General features: G+C 28.8%; 15 protein-coding genes. 5 read left to right on the top strand and 10 right to left on the bottom strand.

Annotated elements, in window-relative coordinates; genetic code table 11:
- Positions 1-9: 9 nt before the first annotated feature.
- The 7 genes from MPF19_RS10765 to nirK all read right to left on the bottom strand — a co-directional run bounded on the left by MPF19_RS10765 (position 10) and on the right by nirK (position 7,664).
- A complete protein-coding gene (locus MPF19_RS10765; protein WP_249988230.1) occupies positions 10-666 on the bottom strand; it encodes a DUF5020 family protein in 657 nt (218 codons plus the stop codon).
- Between the two features lie 515 nt (positions 667-1,181).
- A complete protein-coding gene (locus MPF19_RS10760) occupies positions 1,182-1,685 on the bottom strand; it encodes a c-type cytochrome (RefSeq protein ID WP_249988229.1) in 504 nt (167 codons plus the stop codon).
- A 322-nt stretch (positions 1,686-2,007) separates the two neighbouring features.
- The gene (locus tag MPF19_RS10755; RefSeq protein ID WP_249988228.1) at positions 2,008-3,804 is read right to left on the bottom strand and encodes a hypothetical protein; all 1,797 of its coding nucleotides are present in this window, start codon (positions 3,802-3,804) and stop codon (positions 2,008-2,010) included.
- Positions 3,805-3,977: 173 nt separating this feature from the next.
- On the bottom strand, positions 3,978-4,697 hold the full coding sequence (gene ric, locus MPF19_RS10750) for an iron-sulfur cluster repair di-iron protein (RefSeq protein ID WP_203392385.1): 720 nt from the start codon (positions 4,695-4,697) through the stop codon (positions 3,978-3,980).
- Position 4,698: 1 nt separating this feature from the next.
- Positions 4,699-5,415 (bottom strand): SCO family protein, encoded by a 717-nt coding sequence (locus tag MPF19_RS10745; protein WP_249988227.1) that lies wholly within the window; start codon positions 5,413-5,415, stop codon positions 4,699-4,701.
- Between the two features lie 4 nt (positions 5,416-5,419).
- Positions 5,420-6,190: a formylglycine-generating enzyme family protein gene (locus MPF19_RS10740; RefSeq protein ID WP_249988226.1), complete on the bottom strand. Its 771-nt coding sequence runs from the start codon at positions 6,188-6,190 to the stop codon at positions 5,420-5,422.
- A gap of 19 nt (positions 6,191-6,209) precedes the next feature.
- On the bottom strand, positions 6,210-7,664 hold the full coding sequence (gene nirK / locus MPF19_RS10735) for a copper-containing nitrite reductase (protein ID WP_249988225.1): 1,455 nt from the start codon (positions 7,662-7,664) through the stop codon (positions 6,210-6,212).
- Positions 7,665-7,809: 145 nt separating this feature from the next.
- On the opposite strand from nirK, the gene MPF19_RS10730 reads away from it, so the two are divergent.
- Together MPF19_RS10730 and MPF19_RS10725 are read left to right on the top strand one after the other, a co-directional pair.
- Entirely contained in the window at positions 7,810-8,244 is a 435-nt protein-coding gene (locus tag MPF19_RS10730; protein WP_249988224.1) for an RrF2 family transcriptional regulator, read from the top strand.
- A 2-nt stretch (positions 8,245-8,246) separates the two neighbouring features.
- Positions 8,247-9,467, top strand: a complete 1,221-nt coding sequence (locus MPF19_RS10725) for a hypothetical protein (RefSeq protein ID WP_249988223.1) — start codon at positions 8,247-8,249, stop codon at positions 9,465-9,467.
- Here the strand turns inward: MPF19_RS10725 and MPF19_RS10720 are convergent.
- A complete protein-coding gene (locus MPF19_RS10720; protein ID WP_203392379.1) occupies positions 9,436-10,872 on the bottom strand; it encodes a pyridoxal phosphate-dependent decarboxylase family protein in 1,437 nt (478 codons plus the stop codon). The two genes, MPF19_RS10725 and MPF19_RS10720, sit on opposite strands and share 32 nt — an antisense overlap.
- Before the next feature lie 271 nt (positions 10,873-11,143).
- On the opposite strand from MPF19_RS10720, the gene MPF19_RS10715 reads away from it, so the two are divergent.
- The 3 genes from MPF19_RS10715 to MPF19_RS10705 all read left to right on the top strand — a co-directional run bounded on the left by MPF19_RS10715 (position 11,144) and on the right by MPF19_RS10705 (position 14,754).
- A complete protein-coding gene (locus tag MPF19_RS10715) occupies positions 11,144-11,857 on the top strand; it encodes a DUF542 domain-containing protein (protein ID WP_203392378.1) in 714 nt (237 codons plus the stop codon).
- 78 nt (positions 11,858-11,935) lie between these two features.
- A complete protein-coding gene (locus MPF19_RS10710; protein ID WP_249988222.1) occupies positions 11,936-13,570 on the top strand; it encodes an OstA-like protein in 1,635 nt (544 codons plus the stop codon).
- 2 nt (positions 13,571-13,572) lie between these two features.
- Positions 13,573-14,754 carry an aspartate aminotransferase family protein gene (locus MPF19_RS10705; protein WP_249988221.1) on the top strand — a complete coding sequence of 394 codons (1,182 nt, stop codon included), beginning with the start codon at positions 13,573-13,575 and terminating at the stop codon, positions 14,752-14,754.
- 249 nt (positions 14,755-15,003) lie between these two features.
- Here MPF19_RS10705 and MPF19_RS10700 read toward each other — a convergent pair whose 3' ends face one another.
- Positions 15,004-15,894: an anti-sigma factor gene (locus MPF19_RS10700; protein ID WP_249988220.1), complete on the bottom strand. Its 891-nt coding sequence runs from the start codon at positions 15,892-15,894 to the stop codon at positions 15,004-15,006.
- Positions 15,895-15,969: 75 nt separating this feature from the next.
- On the bottom strand, positions 15,970-16,641 hold the full coding sequence (locus MPF19_RS10695; RefSeq protein WP_203392375.1) for a Crp/Fnr family transcriptional regulator: 672 nt from the start codon (positions 16,639-16,641) through the stop codon (positions 15,970-15,972).
- Positions 16,642-16,701: the final 60 nt, after the last annotated feature.

The raw sequence follows: 16,701 nt of genomic DNA, 5'->3' as shown, positions 1-16,701 counted from the left end.
GTTATTTTATTATAAATTCCATTTAACAGCTAAAGTAGGTCTTCCTTTAAAAGCATAAGTACTAGCAAAGTTATTTGATAGTTCAAGTTCACCTCCTACAGAAAAAGTTTTATTTAAGTGATACCATAATTGAGGCTCTGATAAGAATACCGTTTTATCACTTAATCCATTTTCAGACCATAAATCTGCAAATCCAGAAAAAGTTAATTTGTTATTAATGATATTCCAATACCAAGTTCCTGTTACTTGGTAGTTTCCTTTACTAGTACCTTTAAATGTTTTGTAACCAGCATATGTAGAAAATCCCCAAACGGCATTTGACTTACTGTAGTTAGCTCCAAAAATCCAAGCATTATTTATGGTATAACCATTTAAATTTTCTCCAACTTCAAAAGTTCCTAATCCACCATTATATTCCACATGCAAACCAACAGGCATTTTTTTAGTTTTTAAAACACGTGCAATTTCAAAATACGCTTGACTAATTCCATTATTGGCATTAAAATCAAAATCGGTAAAAGTGTATGTGTTTCCGTAGTTATCGGGTTTAAACATTTCAAAGGTTAAAGTAACATGTTCACGTGCTAAATCATAGTGACCTTGAAAATTTTGAGCACTTAAAGTGACAACTGTAAAAAAAGCAAAAAGAGTAGTAATTTTTTTCATTATAATAAGTTGAAATTAAGCCTCAAACTTACCTTAAAACATAGAAAACAGCCTTTTATAAATAGTTCAATTATCAACAATATACTTTTACAGACTCAAGGTTAATTACCTGTAAATCAATTACTAAATAGCTTTAATATAAAATTAAGAAGTGAAATAAAAAAATGTTAATAAGTTTTACTCATTAATACGCTAAACATCTCTTAATAAAAGCTAAATAGACCTCTTTTTATAAAAGAGATTTTCAACACTTAATTCAAGAATTAAATCGTTAAACTTCAATATTTTATACTGTAAATTACAAATACCTATTTTAGAAAACAATCAAGACTCTTTCTTGTAGCTCCATAAATAAATAGCTTAAGTTGTAGCACTATTTCTTGATGAGACAAATTAATAAATAAAAAAGCATCTTTCATTCTTTTGAAAGATGCTTTTTTATAAAAGTATATTAACCTAAATTAAAATAGTTCTATTTAGACTATATTAGGAGAACCTATTAATTAAGATTTATATTATAAAGTTCTAAAATATTCTAAAATTAATCTACTTTCTTTTTCAGTTAAATGTTGATTAGCCATTGGTACACCCTTAAATTGAATTAACAATGCTTTTGCAATTGGGTCACTTTTAACCATTTCTTCAGGATTTAAAATCATATTCATTACCCATTCTGGAGAACGTCTATCTAAAATTCCTTCAGGACTAGGTCCTATAAATTTTCTATTAGCCTTATGACAAGAAGAACATTTATTTTTAAATAATAATTTTCCTTCTCCTGCCATTTTTTGATCTACTGCTCCTAAAGTTAAAGATTTTACAGGACCAATTCCTTTATTACTTAAATCTACTGCAATTGCATCTTCTTTTACAACTTTCGTTTTTTCTGCTTTTACAGGTGCTTTTTTAACAGCAGCTTTTTTAACAGGCATGTCATTTGTAGATTTCTTTTTTTCATTGCCTCCACAACCAACAAATAGTAATACGGAAAGCACTGCTACTAAACTTCTTAATTTCATTTTTTATTTATTTAAGGGTTAATTGTTATTTTTATATAGTTACTAGTTTTTAGAAAACTTTTCGTTGCTAGTTCATTTGTCTTATTCCTAACAAATTTAAAAAAGTAAACAGCTAAAAAACATGACTATTATCACATTTAAAAGACTTTTTTCTCTTTTATAAAACCAACTATTCCTTTAAAATAAACCCAATATAATCCATTAATAACAAGATTCATATGTAAATTATTCAATTATAGATAAAGAAAACAACTTCGTTTATAAACATAAAAAAAGTCTCTTTTAATATTAAAAGAGACTTTTTCATGATAAATATACTTCCTTATAGATTCTCTATTTCTAAACCTATTAACTCTAATTTTTGTTCCTCTATTTTAAGTGAATTTAGCAATGCTTCTTTACTATCAATAAAAGCTTCTTTCTTCGATAAAAACAACTCATTATAATAAGTAATTCCTGCTTCTAAATTCTTTTTAAACTTTGTTAAAGATCTAAGTTGCTTTTTATCAATTATTCCTCTAGCTTCATCTACTTTATCTTGTAGATGTGTTATATAAAGAGATAATTCTTTTACAAAAACATTAGGTCTATCGGTTCTAGTTATCATATTTTTTCTACCATAAATATGGTCTGTAATATCACTTAAACTCATTATCTGATCATAATATGCCATATTAGGTCCCGGGCAAATAGAAACTCCATCTCCAGTTTTTTTTGTGCTTACATTATTCAAAATTAGTGTTGATGTACCTAAACCAACACAAATACAAGACTTTTCTGTAACCTGATTTATTTTTTTCTCTTTTTCTTCTGAAGAAATTTCTAAAGCATCTATTTCTTTTAATTTTAAATGCTGATACTCTCTAGAAGCAGTACATAAACCCGTTTCTTTAAACTCATGATTTAAGGCGATAAATTTATTAGGACAAGAAGTACCTGGTCTTCCTTTATCTATAAGCATTTGTCTTTGAACATCTTTTGTATTTCCTTTTAAGGTATTAAAAGGAACTCCTAAAGGAGAACTGTTACTTAAATATAGATCTTGTTCTTTTGCTTCGGCTAATTGTGCTACTGTTTTTTTATCTACACTCGTTGCTTCTGGAACCAGTAAAAACGGACTTCCCCACCCTACAGAATCTAATTGGTATTCTTCTAATAAAAAAGAATGTTCTTCACCTGTACCAACACCACCTTGGGTGGTAATTTTTAATTCTAAATCTTTTGTAGGTATTATTCTATCTGCATCTTTTAAAGCTTGCAGCATTAATTCTTTTGTTTGACTTATTAAAGTTTCCTTGTTTTCTTTAAATTCTTTTAAAACAGGGCCCATTAAAAAACCTTCTGTTGCAAAAGCATGTCCTCCACAATTTAAACCAGATTCTACCCTATATTCAGAGACCCATAATCCTTTTTTAGCCAAAAATTTTCCTTGAATAAAAGCAGATCTGTAATCACTTACTTTTAAAATAATCTTCTTTTTGATGTTTCCGTTTGTATCAGGATAAAAATCATCAAAATTACTCATGTAAGTATATAATCTAGGATTCATACCTGCAGAAAGAATTAAAGACGAAGATAATTTACTATTAGAATACCCTCTTAATGCCGCATGTGCATCATTGTATTCTATAGGTAGTAACTCTTGGTCTACATAATTTCCTTTATCAATTTTGGTCATAATATTAACATCAATACTACCCATTGATAAATTTTTATTTGCCCAATCTTTAACCTTAGAAAAATCTACCCCATCTTCAGTCAGTTTTAAAAACTCTTTTTTTAATGAAGAATATTCTGGTAACATATGAATATAATCCTTTAATGCTTTACTTTTTTCTGAAGTGATATTTTTAAGTTGGTTAAATTTAATTTCTGTTTGATCATGTAATAAATCTAAATAAGATGTAATTCTCTTTGCTCTAAAATCATCTACTTTATCTGAAATTTCTTTATAAGGAAGTTCAAATTTTTCGCTGTAAATTTTTCGCATTTTTTCTACAAGAATATCATCAACTAAAGAAATAACAGAATCTATACCAAATTGCGCTACTTTTAAAGGTGAATCTATCGTAAACCCAATTCCCATTACTGGGATATGAAATGAATGTGCGTTTTTCATTGTTTAATTTAAATGTTTAACTAAATTTAATTAAGCTCGCAATTTATAATTATTTGCATTTTAAAAATATGACTATTATCATTTTAAAGAAATAAATACTATAAAAAAAAACTGATTATCAATAAATTAACAATCAGTTTTCGGTACGTTTTAGGGGTAATAAGATAATTTTATTAATTAATTTTCTTTTCTAAGAGAATGGCTTTAGGGAATAAAATATTGTTCTCTAAATGTATATGTTGATGTAAATCTTGCTCAAACTCATCTAACTTAGCATACAAAGCTTTAAACGTATTACACGCTCCTTCTGGTGGTGTATAATTATTAGAAAGTCGTTTTATTTCTTTTAAAATATCCCCTGCACTTTCATGTTCTTCTTCCATCATTCTAATAGGGTTATTTACCGTACCAAAGTGTTGTTTTGGTGTTTTTACTCCTTCTTTCTCTGCCTTTACTAATTGCTTAATAAACGGAAATAATACGTTTTCTTCTTTTTTAAGATGCGCTGCTAATTCATTTGCTACCTCAATAAAAAGTTTATTAATTTCTATAACTTCTGTATAATGATGTCCATGTACTTTTGCCACTTTAGCCGCATATTGCAATATTATAGGTGTACTTTCTTGTACATAAGCATGGTGAATGTTTATAATATGATCTACTAAAAATTCCAGTTTCCAACCATCATAATTATAAGCATTAGAGGTTGGGTTATTTATGTTTAATAGTTCTTGTTCCATTTCTTCAAAAGAAACATTGTGTTTTTTACATGCTTTTTCTATAGAAATTCCTCCACCACAACAAAAATCTATTCCATGCTTTTTAAACACATCTGCTGTTTTAATATTGTAAGTTACTACTTCTGCGACTGTATTGTCTTTTGTGATTTTCATTTTAATATGCTTTAATTGTTTCTATAATCTTTTTAATTGTCTCTTTATTATCAACACCTAAACCTTCTTGTTGATGTACTAATTCTCCTTCTGGATTAAAAACACTGATAATATTAGAGTGCGAAAAATCTAAAGGTGAAATCTGTTTGTATTTTACTGCTAAAACATTTGCAAACTCTCTAACACCACTTTCTGTACCCTGTAATAAGGTCCATTGGTTACCGGCAAGAAAATTTTCTTTAGCAAACTCTTTCAACCTTTTTGGCGTATCATTTATAGGATCTATACTTACCAAAACAAATTCAACGTCATTTTTTAAATCCGTAGGAATTTTTTCTTCAATATTTCTCATATCTGCTGTTAACCTTGGGCAAGCTGCTTTACACGTAGTATAAATCATTACCATTACTAAAGTTTTACCTTTTAGTTCTTTTAACTCAATTTCCTTATCATCTTGCGTATTCCATTTTGAAGTTAGGTTGAAAATAGATTCATCAGAAATCATGGTAGACAAAACCTTTTTTACAATTTTTGAAGTTGGTCTTAATTTCATTTCACAAACCGGACAAGAACCTTCTGCTGCATATACTTTATCTCCTTCACATTTCATGGGACATTGATAAGCTACTGTACTACTTTCTTTAGAGGTTGCTTTATTACACGAACTTAACGTAGTAATTGTAACCATCAATACCAATATGTATTTAAATATTTTCATTTTTCTATTTTTTATTATCTTTTACACATCTAAAACCTAGGTTTTTCATGGTATATTTTGCTTTTAAACTCCCTCTAATGGCATATCTCATAAAGGCAGCGTAATTCATTAAATCCGTTGCATTTACCGCAGCACTTCCACAGAATAGATTATTATCTGTATCTACATCTTTTCTAGACTCTCCAGAAATTAAAACCGAATTAAAATCGGAAGTCCATTCCCAAACCAAGCCATGTAAATCATACACGTTCCAATAATTTTTAAACGTAGAACCTATCGTTTGATTAAAGGTTTTAGGTTTTTCATACCATCCCAAAATAAAAGCATTGTACTCTTTTTCTTTTCTAGCATCTGGTATTGTTTTATTAGCCATCGCTACATATTCCCATTCATCTACAGTTGGCAACCTTTTTCCTTGACATTCACAATATTCTTTAGCAGCAAACCAAGATACTTGGGTTATTGGAGATTGCTCTTTTTGATTTTCACCTAAAATAGTATCCGATTTCCATGCTCGTAAATAGCTTTCATCAGCAAATAATTTTATGACTTTACTTTTTTGCCATTTTGGATATTTCTTTACAAAATCTATATACTCTTTATTGGTTACAGGATACACGTCCATTAAAAAATCATTTATTTTAACTTTCATAGAATCTCTGCCATATAAAGGAATATATTCTCCTCCTTTAATTGATACCATTTTAGATTGACAACTTGTATAAGTTACATTTAGGAGGATTAAAAAAATTGTCAATCTTAAAATAGTTTTCATTGAATTTGAATTAAAATTATTAGTGACTGCTTTTTACTTCTTTTACAGTATTTACGGTAACATTGGTTTTATTATTTCCCCAAGAATTGTAAACATAAGTAAGCACATCTGCAATTTCCACTTCTGTAAGTGTTTGTTTGGTCATTACACTATTATATTTATTACCATTTACAGTAATTTCTCCTGTTTTACCATGTAATACAATACCAACAGCTCTTTTAACATCTGCATTTAAATAATCTGATTTTGCTAAAGGAGGAAATGCATTTGGAATTCCTTGTCCTTCTGCCTGATGACAAGCAAAACAAGTAGTCATATATAATTGTTTTCCATCTGCTATTTTTTTAGATAGTGGTTTTTCTATTGCATTTACCACCACTTTTTTCTTATTATCATCTGGCATTGTTTGAATTGTACCTCCTTCTGGATGATAAATTCCTTCTTGTTTAATACCAGAATATAATTTTTTATTCTCTTCTCCTGTTACTTTAAGCATTCCTAAAGCACCTTTATTAAAAGCTCTAAAAATAGCATGATCTACAATAATAAATGTTCCAGGAACTTCTACTTTAAATTCTACAATTGCTGCACCACCAGAAGGAATTGATGTAGTTTGTACGTTTGTATTGATTAAATCTCCACCTTCTACATGTACTTTATCAAAAATTTCTCCGATAACATGGAAAGATGATGTTAAGTTTGGACCACCGTTACCAACAAATAAACGAACCGTTTCTCCTACATTTGCAGTAATTGCATTATCACCTGTTAAAGCACCTACTTTACCGTTAAAAACCACATAATCCGCATCTTCTTTTATCGCCTTTGTCATATCAAAAGCTTGTAATCCTTTTTCATCCGTAGCTCCTTTTGTGTAAAAATCTCCTTGCATAATGTAATATTCTTTATCTACTTTTGGCAGTCCCCCTTCTGGTTCCACTAAAATTAAACCATACATTCCGTTTGCAATATGCATTCCAACAGGTGCAGTAGCACAATGGTACACAAACAAACCAGGGTTTAATGCTTTAAAAGAAAACGTTTTACTATGACCTGGCGCTACAAAAGAAGATGTTGCTCCTCCTCCAGGACCTGTTACAGCATGCATATCTATATTATGTGGTAATTTATTATCTGGATGATTAGATAATGTAAATTCTATTTCATCTCCTACTCTAGTTCTAATAAAACTACCAGGAACCGAACCACCAAAAGTCCAATAAACATATTTAACACCATCTGTCATTTCACCTTCTTTTTCAAGAATTTCCATATTTACTAACAGCTTTTTAGCTGTTCTATCTCCTACAGGAGCTGGTACAAAAGGTGGCGAAGTTAATTCCGCATCCATAGTTCCTTTAATATAAATAGTAGAGCTATCTGCCTTTGCTAATTCTTTTTTAGATTCTTCTTTGCAGCTCGTCAGCAATAAGCTTGCAACAATTAATAAGAATACTGGTTTTAATAATTTCATTTTTTCGGGTTTTTGTTTTTAATTGATAATAAAAGACCTATTCATCTTTTTATATAGCAAAAATATTAATGATTGTTAATTAAAAATATGACATATATCATACTAAAAGATAATTTTATCTTTATATTTTTGCTTAAAAAATAAAATGTTATCAAATTCTAGTAAATACGCAATTAGAGCTGTACTTTACCTTACTGAAAAAGCATCTAAAGATCTTAAAATTGGTTCAAAAAAAATTGCAAATGACCTAATGATGCCAGCTCCATTTTTAGCTAAAACACTACAAGAATTAACTAAAAAGAACATCATAAGTTCTGTAAAAGGACCACATGGTGGATTTTATCTATCAGAAACAGATGAAAAAAACTCACTATTTGATATTATAGAATGTATAGATGGGGCAGATAAATTTAATGACTGTTATTTAGGTCAATTAGAGTGCAGTGATACCAATCCTTGTGTTGTTCATCATTTATACGTTCCCTTTAAAAATAAGTTAATTTCTAAGTTAAAAAAGAAAACTATTTTAGAAATGTCTATTGAATATGCTGAAAATAAGAATATTATAAATACTTTATAATAATGGTAAAAGCCAAAACACAAAGTTTTGTGGCACTTATATATTTTTTAATAGCCTCCTCTTTGGGACTCTTATTACGTCTTTTTCCTATTATTGATATAAATATTGATTATAAATTTTTTGTACATACACACTCTCACGTGGCTCTTTTAGGTTGGGTATATATAGGATTAACCACATTAATTTTTCATTTATTTATTAAAGAGGAATCCAAAAAAAAATACACAAAATTATTTTTAATTACTCAAGTTACTATTTTAGGAATGCTATTCAGTTTCCCGATAACGGGTTATGCGCTGTTTTCCATCATTTTTTCTACACTATTTATACTTTGCTCTTATTGGTTTTATGTTTTCTTTAGAAAAAACAATAATTTTAATAAAGATAGTTATGCTTTCAAATTTATAAATGCTGCTCTTATTTTTATGATTATTTCTAGCATTGGCCCTTGGGCTTTAGGAATTATTATGAACACCTTAGGAAGCACTTCTCATTGGTATAAAAATGCTATTTATTTCTATTTACATTTTCAATATAATGGATGGTTTATTTTTTGTTTACTAGGACTTTTTTTCTCTTTTCTAGAAAAAAATAATAGAATAATTTTAAAGAATAAAATGATTGTTTTTTTTAGATGGATGGTATTCAGTTGCATCTTTACTTTAGCCTTATCTTTTCTTTGGATAAAACCACCTTTAACTATTTATATATTAGCAGCATTAGGTACAATTACTCAACTAATTACTTTAATGCAGTTTTATCAAATAATTAAGCTTCAAAAAACATTTTTAAAAGAGAAAATAACACCTTTTTTCTACCGATTAATCAGCTTTATTTTCGTGTTATTTTCTTTAAAAATTCTGATGCAAACTCTTACAGTAATTCCTTATTTTGCAGCCTTATCCTATCAAATAAGAGATTTTGTTATAGGATATTTACACCTTGTCTTTTTAGGAATTATTAGTTTAAGTATCTTCTTTTTTTTACCTCAAAACAAACTTTTAAAATTACCAAAAGTTTGGATGTATCTGTACTTATTTGGTTTTATTTTTTCTGAAATATTAATCTTCTACAAAGGTTTTTGCAATTGGCAACAGTTTTCAATTATCAATAATTATTATACTGTTTTAGTACTCATTTCTGCATTTATGCCAATTGGAGTTTTAGGAATATTTATTTCTAATATAAAACCTACTTTTTCCACTCTAAAAGAACCTGTCTAGCAAATTCTTCACATTGATCTAAAGTATCTGTAACATGTTTTAAAGTAGTTTTAGGATTGATTAAACACATTCTAATTACAATCTGGTTCTGTAAAACTGTAGTTACTAAAAATGCTTCTCTAGAATCTACTACTCTCGTAGAAATTTCTTGATTTAAAAGATCTAATTCTTCTTCTGTTAAGTCTTTATTTAACGGATTATATCTAAAATTAATAATTGCTAAAGTAGCAGGAGAAACAATTTCCCAATTTTTACTTCTTCTAAGAATATCTTCTGTTTGATCTGCTAAATCTATGTTGTAAGAAATTGCTTTCTTAAAAGCATTTAAACCATATGTTTTTATAGACATATAAAATTTTAAAGCTCTAAACCTTCTTGTTAATTGAATTCCGTAATCATAAAAATTAATTTCAGACTCATTTCCTTCAATATCTCTTAAATACTCTGGTTTTTCACTAAATGTATTACTTAACCAAGAGGCATCTTTTACTAATAAACAACCAATTTCATAAGGTTGAAAAAACCATTTGTGAGGATCTACTGTTAAAGAATCTGCACGTTCTATTCCGCGTAAAACTCTACTACCTTTTTTAGATAAAATTGCGGCAGCACCGTAAGCACCATCTATATGAAACCACAGATTTTCTTTTTCACAAATATCTGCTAAATCATCTAAAGGGTCTACAGTACCGGTATTTGTAGTACCTGCAGAAGCGATAATACAGAATGGTTTTTTCCCTTCTAGCTTATCTTTCGCTATTTCATTTTTAAGTTTATTCATACTAAACTTAAATTCTAAATCTGTAGGAATTATTTTTATTTGTTCCTTTTTAAAACCTAAAACCCCAATTGCTTTAATATTTGAAGAATGTGCTTGGTCTGATAAATAAATAATGGATTTAGAAAAATCATCACCACATTTTATTCTTCTAGCCGTAGTTAAAGCTGTTAAATTAGCCATAGAACCACCACTTGTAAAAATCCCTCCTCCTTTTGTAACAGGAAAATCAAACATTTTTAACAACCAATTTAAAGTAACAATTTCTAGCTCTGCTGCAGCCGGAGAAACAATCCATCCACCAGAAAAAATATTAAATCCAGTTGCTAAAGAGTCTGCCATAGTGCTTATAAAGTTACTTGGGCCTGGCACAAAAGAAAAAGATTTAGGATGCGTAGATATATTACTATTTGGTAATACATTTTTAGACACAAAATCTAAAACTTCATCAGCAGGAGTTGCATTATCTGGAGCTTCGCTTAAAAACATTGTATCCATTTCTTTTCTAGAAGCTTTAATTACTGGTTTTTTACTTTCTTCTTCTATATAATGGTCTACAATAATATCTACTATTTTATAGCCATAAGACTGCATTTCTTCTTTTGTTAAATAAAAAGGTGATTTCATTAAATTTTAATTTTGCTGCAAATTACATTAACTTAAAATTATATTAATCATAGAAACCAAATTATATCTATAATAATAAATATATTTCTTCCGGTCTTAAACTTTATTAAAATGTAATTTATTCATCATTTAACGCTTACTTTTCCGAAAATCATATCATTTTTACAAAAAAAATTATAATTATTTAAATTAGTGACAAAAGTCATTTTTTATTCTTAAAAACTACATCAATTTTGTAATAAATTCTAAGTCTCTTATTGTGATAACTCTAATGAATAAAAGTGTTGCTACTATTGTTATAGAAAACATTAATACTGCAGCTGTTTTAAAAAAATATAAAATAGATTTTAGTATTCATGGAAACATGCTTTTGTATAAAGCTTGTGAAGAAAAAAACACCAATTTAAAACATATTATTAGAGATTTAAAAGCGGTGAATAATAAGGTTTATTATTTAAAAGATTATAATTCTTGGAAATTAGATTTCTTAATAGATTTTTTAATAAAAATACAACACGAATACAAAGAAGAAAATACACTATTCTTAAAAGAATATGGTAAAAAAGTAGCTAATATTTATGGGCAAGAATATAAAGAACTCATAGAAATTAATCTTTTAATACAAGGAATAGCAGATGGTATTCTTGAGCACATGAAAAATGAAGAAAGCACTATTTTTCCATATATTAAGAAACTTATAAATGCTAAAAATAAAAAGATTGTAATTAATACTAGTAATTCACCTTTAAATGAACCTATTGAAGTTATAGAAGATGATCACGAAAAAGTAAGTAAAACTTTTAAGAAAATTGCTGAATTAACTAATAATTACAAAATACCAGAAAATGCTTGCATCTCTTTTAAAGTACTGTATCTTAAGCTACAACAGTTTGAAGAATTATTAAATAATCATATTCATATAGAAAATAATATATTATTTCCGAAAGCAAAAAAGTTAGAACAATCTTTACTTTTCCTTTCCTAGATTTATTTCAACTAATTTTCACTTTTCTTTAATAGGTAGCCATTTTCTTTTCATTATTTTTGCGATAAATTCATTATTTTGAAAAGAATCCTTTTTTTATTGCTTGTTATTTCATCCTTCGTTTCTTTTTCGCAAGAAAAAAGAAAAATTGAATATTATGCCGAACAGCAAGAAGCTGATGAAGAAAAATATCCTGGAGCAACATTGTTAATTGGAAACGTTAAAATGATTCACGATGGAATTATTTTAACCAGTCAACAAGCATTATACTATAAAGATAAAAACTTCTTTAAAGCCATTGGAAATGTGTTGATTAAACAAGGAGATACCATAACACAGACTAGTAATTATACAGATTACGATGCCAATTCTATGCAGGCTCTTTCTTGGGGAAATGTGGTTTTAAAAGATCCAACAATGACCTTAACAACAGATACGTTGCATTTTGACAGACTAAACCAAAAATTATATTACAGAAGTTACGCTACCATAAAAGACCAAACAAATACTTTAAAAAGTAAAAATGGAAATTTTTATTTAGCCGATAAAAAATTCACTGCAACCACAAGGGTTACTGTTGTAAACCCAGAACATCACTTAGAATCTGATCATTTAGACTATTATACCAACTCTGGAATTGCATATTTATACGGTCCGTCTACGATAACAAATACTCAAAATGACAATAGAATTTATTGTGAAAAAGGGTTTTATAATACAAAAACAGATGTTTCTCATTTTGTAAAAAATGCAAAGCTCTATTTAAAAGAAAGAACTGTAGAAGGTGATAGTTTGTATTATGACAAGAGAAAAGGTTTTGCTTCTGCAACCAATAATATTCAAGTTATAGATACCGTACAAAATTTTATAACTAGAGGAAATTACGCAGAAATATTTGAATTGAAAGATTCATTGTATATTATTAAAAAAGCCTTAGCTATTTCTATTATAGACAAAGATTCTATGTTTATTCATGGAGATACTATTTTAGTTACAGGCAAACCTGATAAAAGAATTGTACGAATCTATCATAATGTAAAAATTTTTAAATCTGATTTACAAGGAAAGTGCGATTCTATACATACAAATCAAGCAAATGGATTAACCAGAATGTTTAAAAATCCAGTAATTTGGTCTGATCAAAATCAAATTACAGGAGATACCATTCATTTACTTTCTAATGTAGAAACAGAAAAATTAGATTCTTTAAAAGTATTAAATAACTCTTTTATCGTTTCTAAAGATTCTATTTCTAAAGAAGATTTCAACCAAATTAAAGGTAGAAATATGTTTGGGAAGTTTAGAGAGAATAAATTGCACTTACTTTTGGTTAAAGGAAATGCCGAATCTGTTTATTTCAACAGAAATGAAGATACTCAAGTTTTAGAAACGATTACTAAAGAAATATCTAGTAATATAGAATTCACTTTAGAACAAGGACAGATTGAAACTATCAAATATTTAAAAAAATCTGATGGTAACACCTATCCTCCATCTAAACTACCAGATGATGTTAGAAAGCTAAAAGGTTTTATTTGGCGCGAAGATGAACAACCAAAAAAAATGGAAGATATTTTTATACATGATGATAAAAGTAAAAAACCTCTTAAAGAGAAAGTAAAAAGCAAAAAACCTTCTGTTAATCTTGATAAAAAAAAGAAAGTAAAAACAAAAGGAAAACCAAAACCTAATAGATCTCCTAAAAAACAATAATCTTGAAAACAGATTTTTTTAAGTACCAAGCACAAACTTCACCTCACCCATTTGCTATAGAAATTGCCAAAGCAAAAGGAAGTTATATTTACAACACTTCTGGTAAAAAATATTTAGATTTCGTGGCAGGTGTATCTGCAAATAGCTTAGGTCATAATCATCCAAAAGTTACAGACGCTATTAAAAACCAATTAGATGCGTATGCACATGTTATGGTTTACGGCGAATTTATTCAGCAACCACAAGTAGAATTATGTAAGTTATTAGCACAAAATTCTCCTGAGAATCTAAACGCAGTTTACATTACAAATTCTGGAACAGAAGCTACAGAAGGCGCTTTAAAATTAGCAAAAAGAGTTACCAATAGAGCCGAAATAATTGCTGCCAAAAATTCTTATCATGGAAACACAATGGGTTCTATGAGCGTTTCTGGAGTCGAAAAACAAAACCAAGCGTTTAGACCTTTAATTCCCGGAACAAGGTTTATTGAATTCAATAATGACGATGAAATTGATAAAATTACCACTAAAACTGCTGCTGTTATTTTAGAAACCATACAAGGTGGAGCTGGCTTTATTGAGCCTAAAAATGGTTTTTTATCAAAAGTAAAACAACGTTGTTTAGAGGTTGGAGCGTTATTAATTTTAGATGAAATACAAACAGGAATTGGTAGAACAGGTATGTTCTGGGGATTCGAAAACTATAATGTAATTCCAGATATTGTAATTACAGGCAAAGGTTTAGGGGGCGGAATGCCAATTGGCGCATTTATTGCTGATTTTGAAAAAATGAGCTTATTAAAAGACAATCCTAAATTAGGACATATTTCTACATTTGCAGGTCACCCGGTAATTGCTGCCGCAGGTGTTGCCACTGTAAAAGAAATTACTGAAAATAACTTTATTAAAGAATCTTTACGAAAAGAAGCGCTTATTAGAAAACATTTGGTACATCCTTCCATTATAGAAATTAGAGGAAGAGGACTCATGTTAGCTGCTATTTTAGAAACTGCGGAATTAAATGAAAAGGTAGTTTTAAAATGTTTAGAGAACGGTTTAATTCTATTCTTTTTATTATTTGAAACTAGAGCCATGAGAATTACGCCTCCTTTGAATATTTCTGATGAAGAAATTATAAAAGGCTGTAATATCATTTTAAAAACTATTGATGAAGTTCTAAAATAAAGCAATTTACCATAAATTTTAACCGAAAATAAAAACAGAAAAGAGGTTATATAAAATGATTTTTTTTGTCAATCTTAAGTTATTTTAGATTCTTATGAAGAACGAATTTCAATAAGTTAGACAACAATAAAAGTTCATTCCTTATAATAATATTTAGTCCTTTTTATACAGAAAAGGGCAATTATTAAAAAATAATTACCCTTTAAATAAATCAACCATTAACATAATAGTAGATTGTATTTTTTTCTGTTATCTTATTACACTTCCCGTTAAAGATACTTGTGGTCCTGATCCCATATTTATTACCGTACCGTTCATTGCATCCGCAGGAACTTCATGTGCTAAAGGTTTTAAAGTAAAAGGTGCTGGGCTATTGTCTGGACTAGGCTCTACAGAAATAACTACAGTAACTCCTTTTAAATCTGTTGGAAAATCTACTCCTGCAGCAGATCCTGTAACAAAATCTTCTCCAGGATAACCTGGTCCATTACCTGCAGATCCTTTATAAGGTGAAGTTGCAGCATTCTCATCTGCAGCATTTACATCTGTAAATGTACCTGTACTAACTGGTGTTCCGTTTAAAACCACCCATCCTTCATATTTCCATCCATCAGGCAAAGTTGGTAAACCTAAACCTGCAATTGCTGGAGGGTTCGTGTTATCTAAAAACCAAATTCCACTTGCTTCATTTGTACTATCAGTATCTGTTGGTGTTGCTAAAATATATTTACCCCAAGAAGTACTAAAATCTCCAACAATACCTGCTGAAGTTACACTTGCAGAACTTCCAGAAAAATCTCCTGCTAAAATCTTAGTTGCTGCTGGTGCTAATGCATCTGCTCCCGTTTCGCCAGCTGGCTCAATAGATAAAACAAATGTTGTTGCCGCTTGTAAATCATCTATTGCAACAGTATATGTTTGTGGAAAAGTAACACTTGTAAAAGTACCAGTACTTACTGGGCTTCCATTTACAATTAACCATCCTTCATACACATAATCTGCACCTAATGCTTCTAAACCTGTAAAATCTACTGTTAAATCTCCTGTTGTTGGTAAAGTACTGTTGTTGTCATCATCGCTACAAGCTACAAATGTTGTTGCGATTGCAATTGCGATTGCTAAATTTAAAATTTTTTTCATCTTATTAATATTTATGTTAATGTTGATGACAAAATTATAAGTTTAATAAGTACTGAAATGTTAGCTAGCTAACACTTATGCTATTTTTTGAAGTAATCTTATCTCTTTTCTATTAAAAGTGATAATATTTTCCTCCTTTAATTCATTCATTAATACATTTAAGTTAGATCTAGAAGTGCCAATTAATGAAGCTATATCTTTTTGTGTATAAGGATGTTCTATTATTTTATCTCCTGTTTTTTCACAATCATGGCCAAACTCTTCACATAATTCTTTCATAAATTCTAAAAACCTAGTTTTAGAATCTTTAAATAAAATTAATTGTAATCGTCTTTCTAGCTTTTTAAAACGAAGTCCTAAAAACTTATAAATTTTTAAACTAAAAGTTTTATTATCACGCATTAAATCGTGCATAGTGTCTACTCCTATCGGACAGATTGAAGTAGAAGCATCCACCGATTGAGCGAATTCATTTCTTGTTTCTTCACCTAAAATGGCTTTTTCTCCAAACAACTCTCCTTTGGTTAAAATAGCTTTCACTACCTCCGTACCATCTTCATTATAGTACCCTAACTTAACTTTTCCTTTTTCTATTAGGTAAATTTTACTTGCTGCGTCTTCTTCAAAATAGATGTAATCACTTTTTTTATAAGCATCAAAAGAATGCCCCTTTTTATATTCTTTAAATTTATGTGGACAAAGTAAGTTGAACAGGTTTACGTTATCAAAAAACCATAAGTTATTCATAATAAAATATTTTAGTTTTGGTTATTCAATAAGTCTATAAATTAAGGCATTACTTACATA

The organism is Polaribacter sp. Z014 (assembly GCF_023555435.1).
Taxonomy (GTDB): Bacteria; Bacteroidota; Bacteroidia; order Flavobacteriales; family Flavobacteriaceae; genus Polaribacter.
This window is presented reverse-complemented; position numbering and strand designations above follow the sequence as displayed.

Coding starts and splice junctions, on each gene's coding strand:
- MPF19_RS10765 (WP_249988230.1), bottom strand. CDS start 666: ATGAAAAAAATTACTACTCTTTTTGCTTTTTTTACAGTTGTCACTTTA.
- MPF19_RS10760 (WP_249988229.1), bottom strand. CDS start 1,685: ATGAAATTAAGAAGTTTAGTAGCAGTGCTTTCCGTATTACTATTTGTT.
- MPF19_RS10755 (WP_249988228.1), bottom strand. CDS start 3,804: ATGAAAAACGCACATTCATTTCATATCCCAGTAATGGGAATTGGGTTT.
- ric (WP_203392385.1), bottom strand. CDS start 4,697: ATGAAAATCACAAAAGACAATACAGTCGCAGAAGTAGTAACTTACAAT.
- MPF19_RS10745 (WP_249988227.1), bottom strand. CDS start 5,415: ATGAAAATATTTAAATACATATTGGTATTGATGGTTACAATTACTACG.
- MPF19_RS10740 (WP_249988226.1), bottom strand. CDS start 6,190: ATGAAAACTATTTTAAGATTGACAATTTTTTTAATCCTCCTAAATGTA.
- nirK (WP_249988225.1), bottom strand. CDS start 7,664: ATGAAATTATTAAAACCAGTATTCTTATTAATTGTTGCAAGCTTATTG.
- MPF19_RS10730 (WP_249988224.1), top strand. CDS start 7,810: ATGTTATCAAATTCTAGTAAATACGCAATTAGAGCTGTACTTTACCTT.
- MPF19_RS10725 (WP_249988223.1), top strand. CDS start 8,247: ATGGTAAAAGCCAAAACACAAAGTTTTGTGGCACTTATATATTTTTTA.
- MPF19_RS10720 (WP_203392379.1), bottom strand. CDS start 10,872: ATGAAATCACCTTTTTATTTAACAAAAGAAGAAATGCAGTCTTATGGC.
- MPF19_RS10715 (WP_203392378.1), top strand. CDS start 11,144: ATGAATAAAAGTGTTGCTACTATTGTTATAGAAAACATTAATACTGCA.
- MPF19_RS10700 (WP_249988220.1), bottom strand. CDS start 15,894: ATGAAAAAAATTTTAAATTTAGCAATCGCAATTGCAATCGCAACAACA.
- MPF19_RS10695 (WP_203392375.1), bottom strand. CDS start 16,641: ATGAATAACTTATGGTTTTTTGATAACGTAAACCTGTTCAACTTACTT.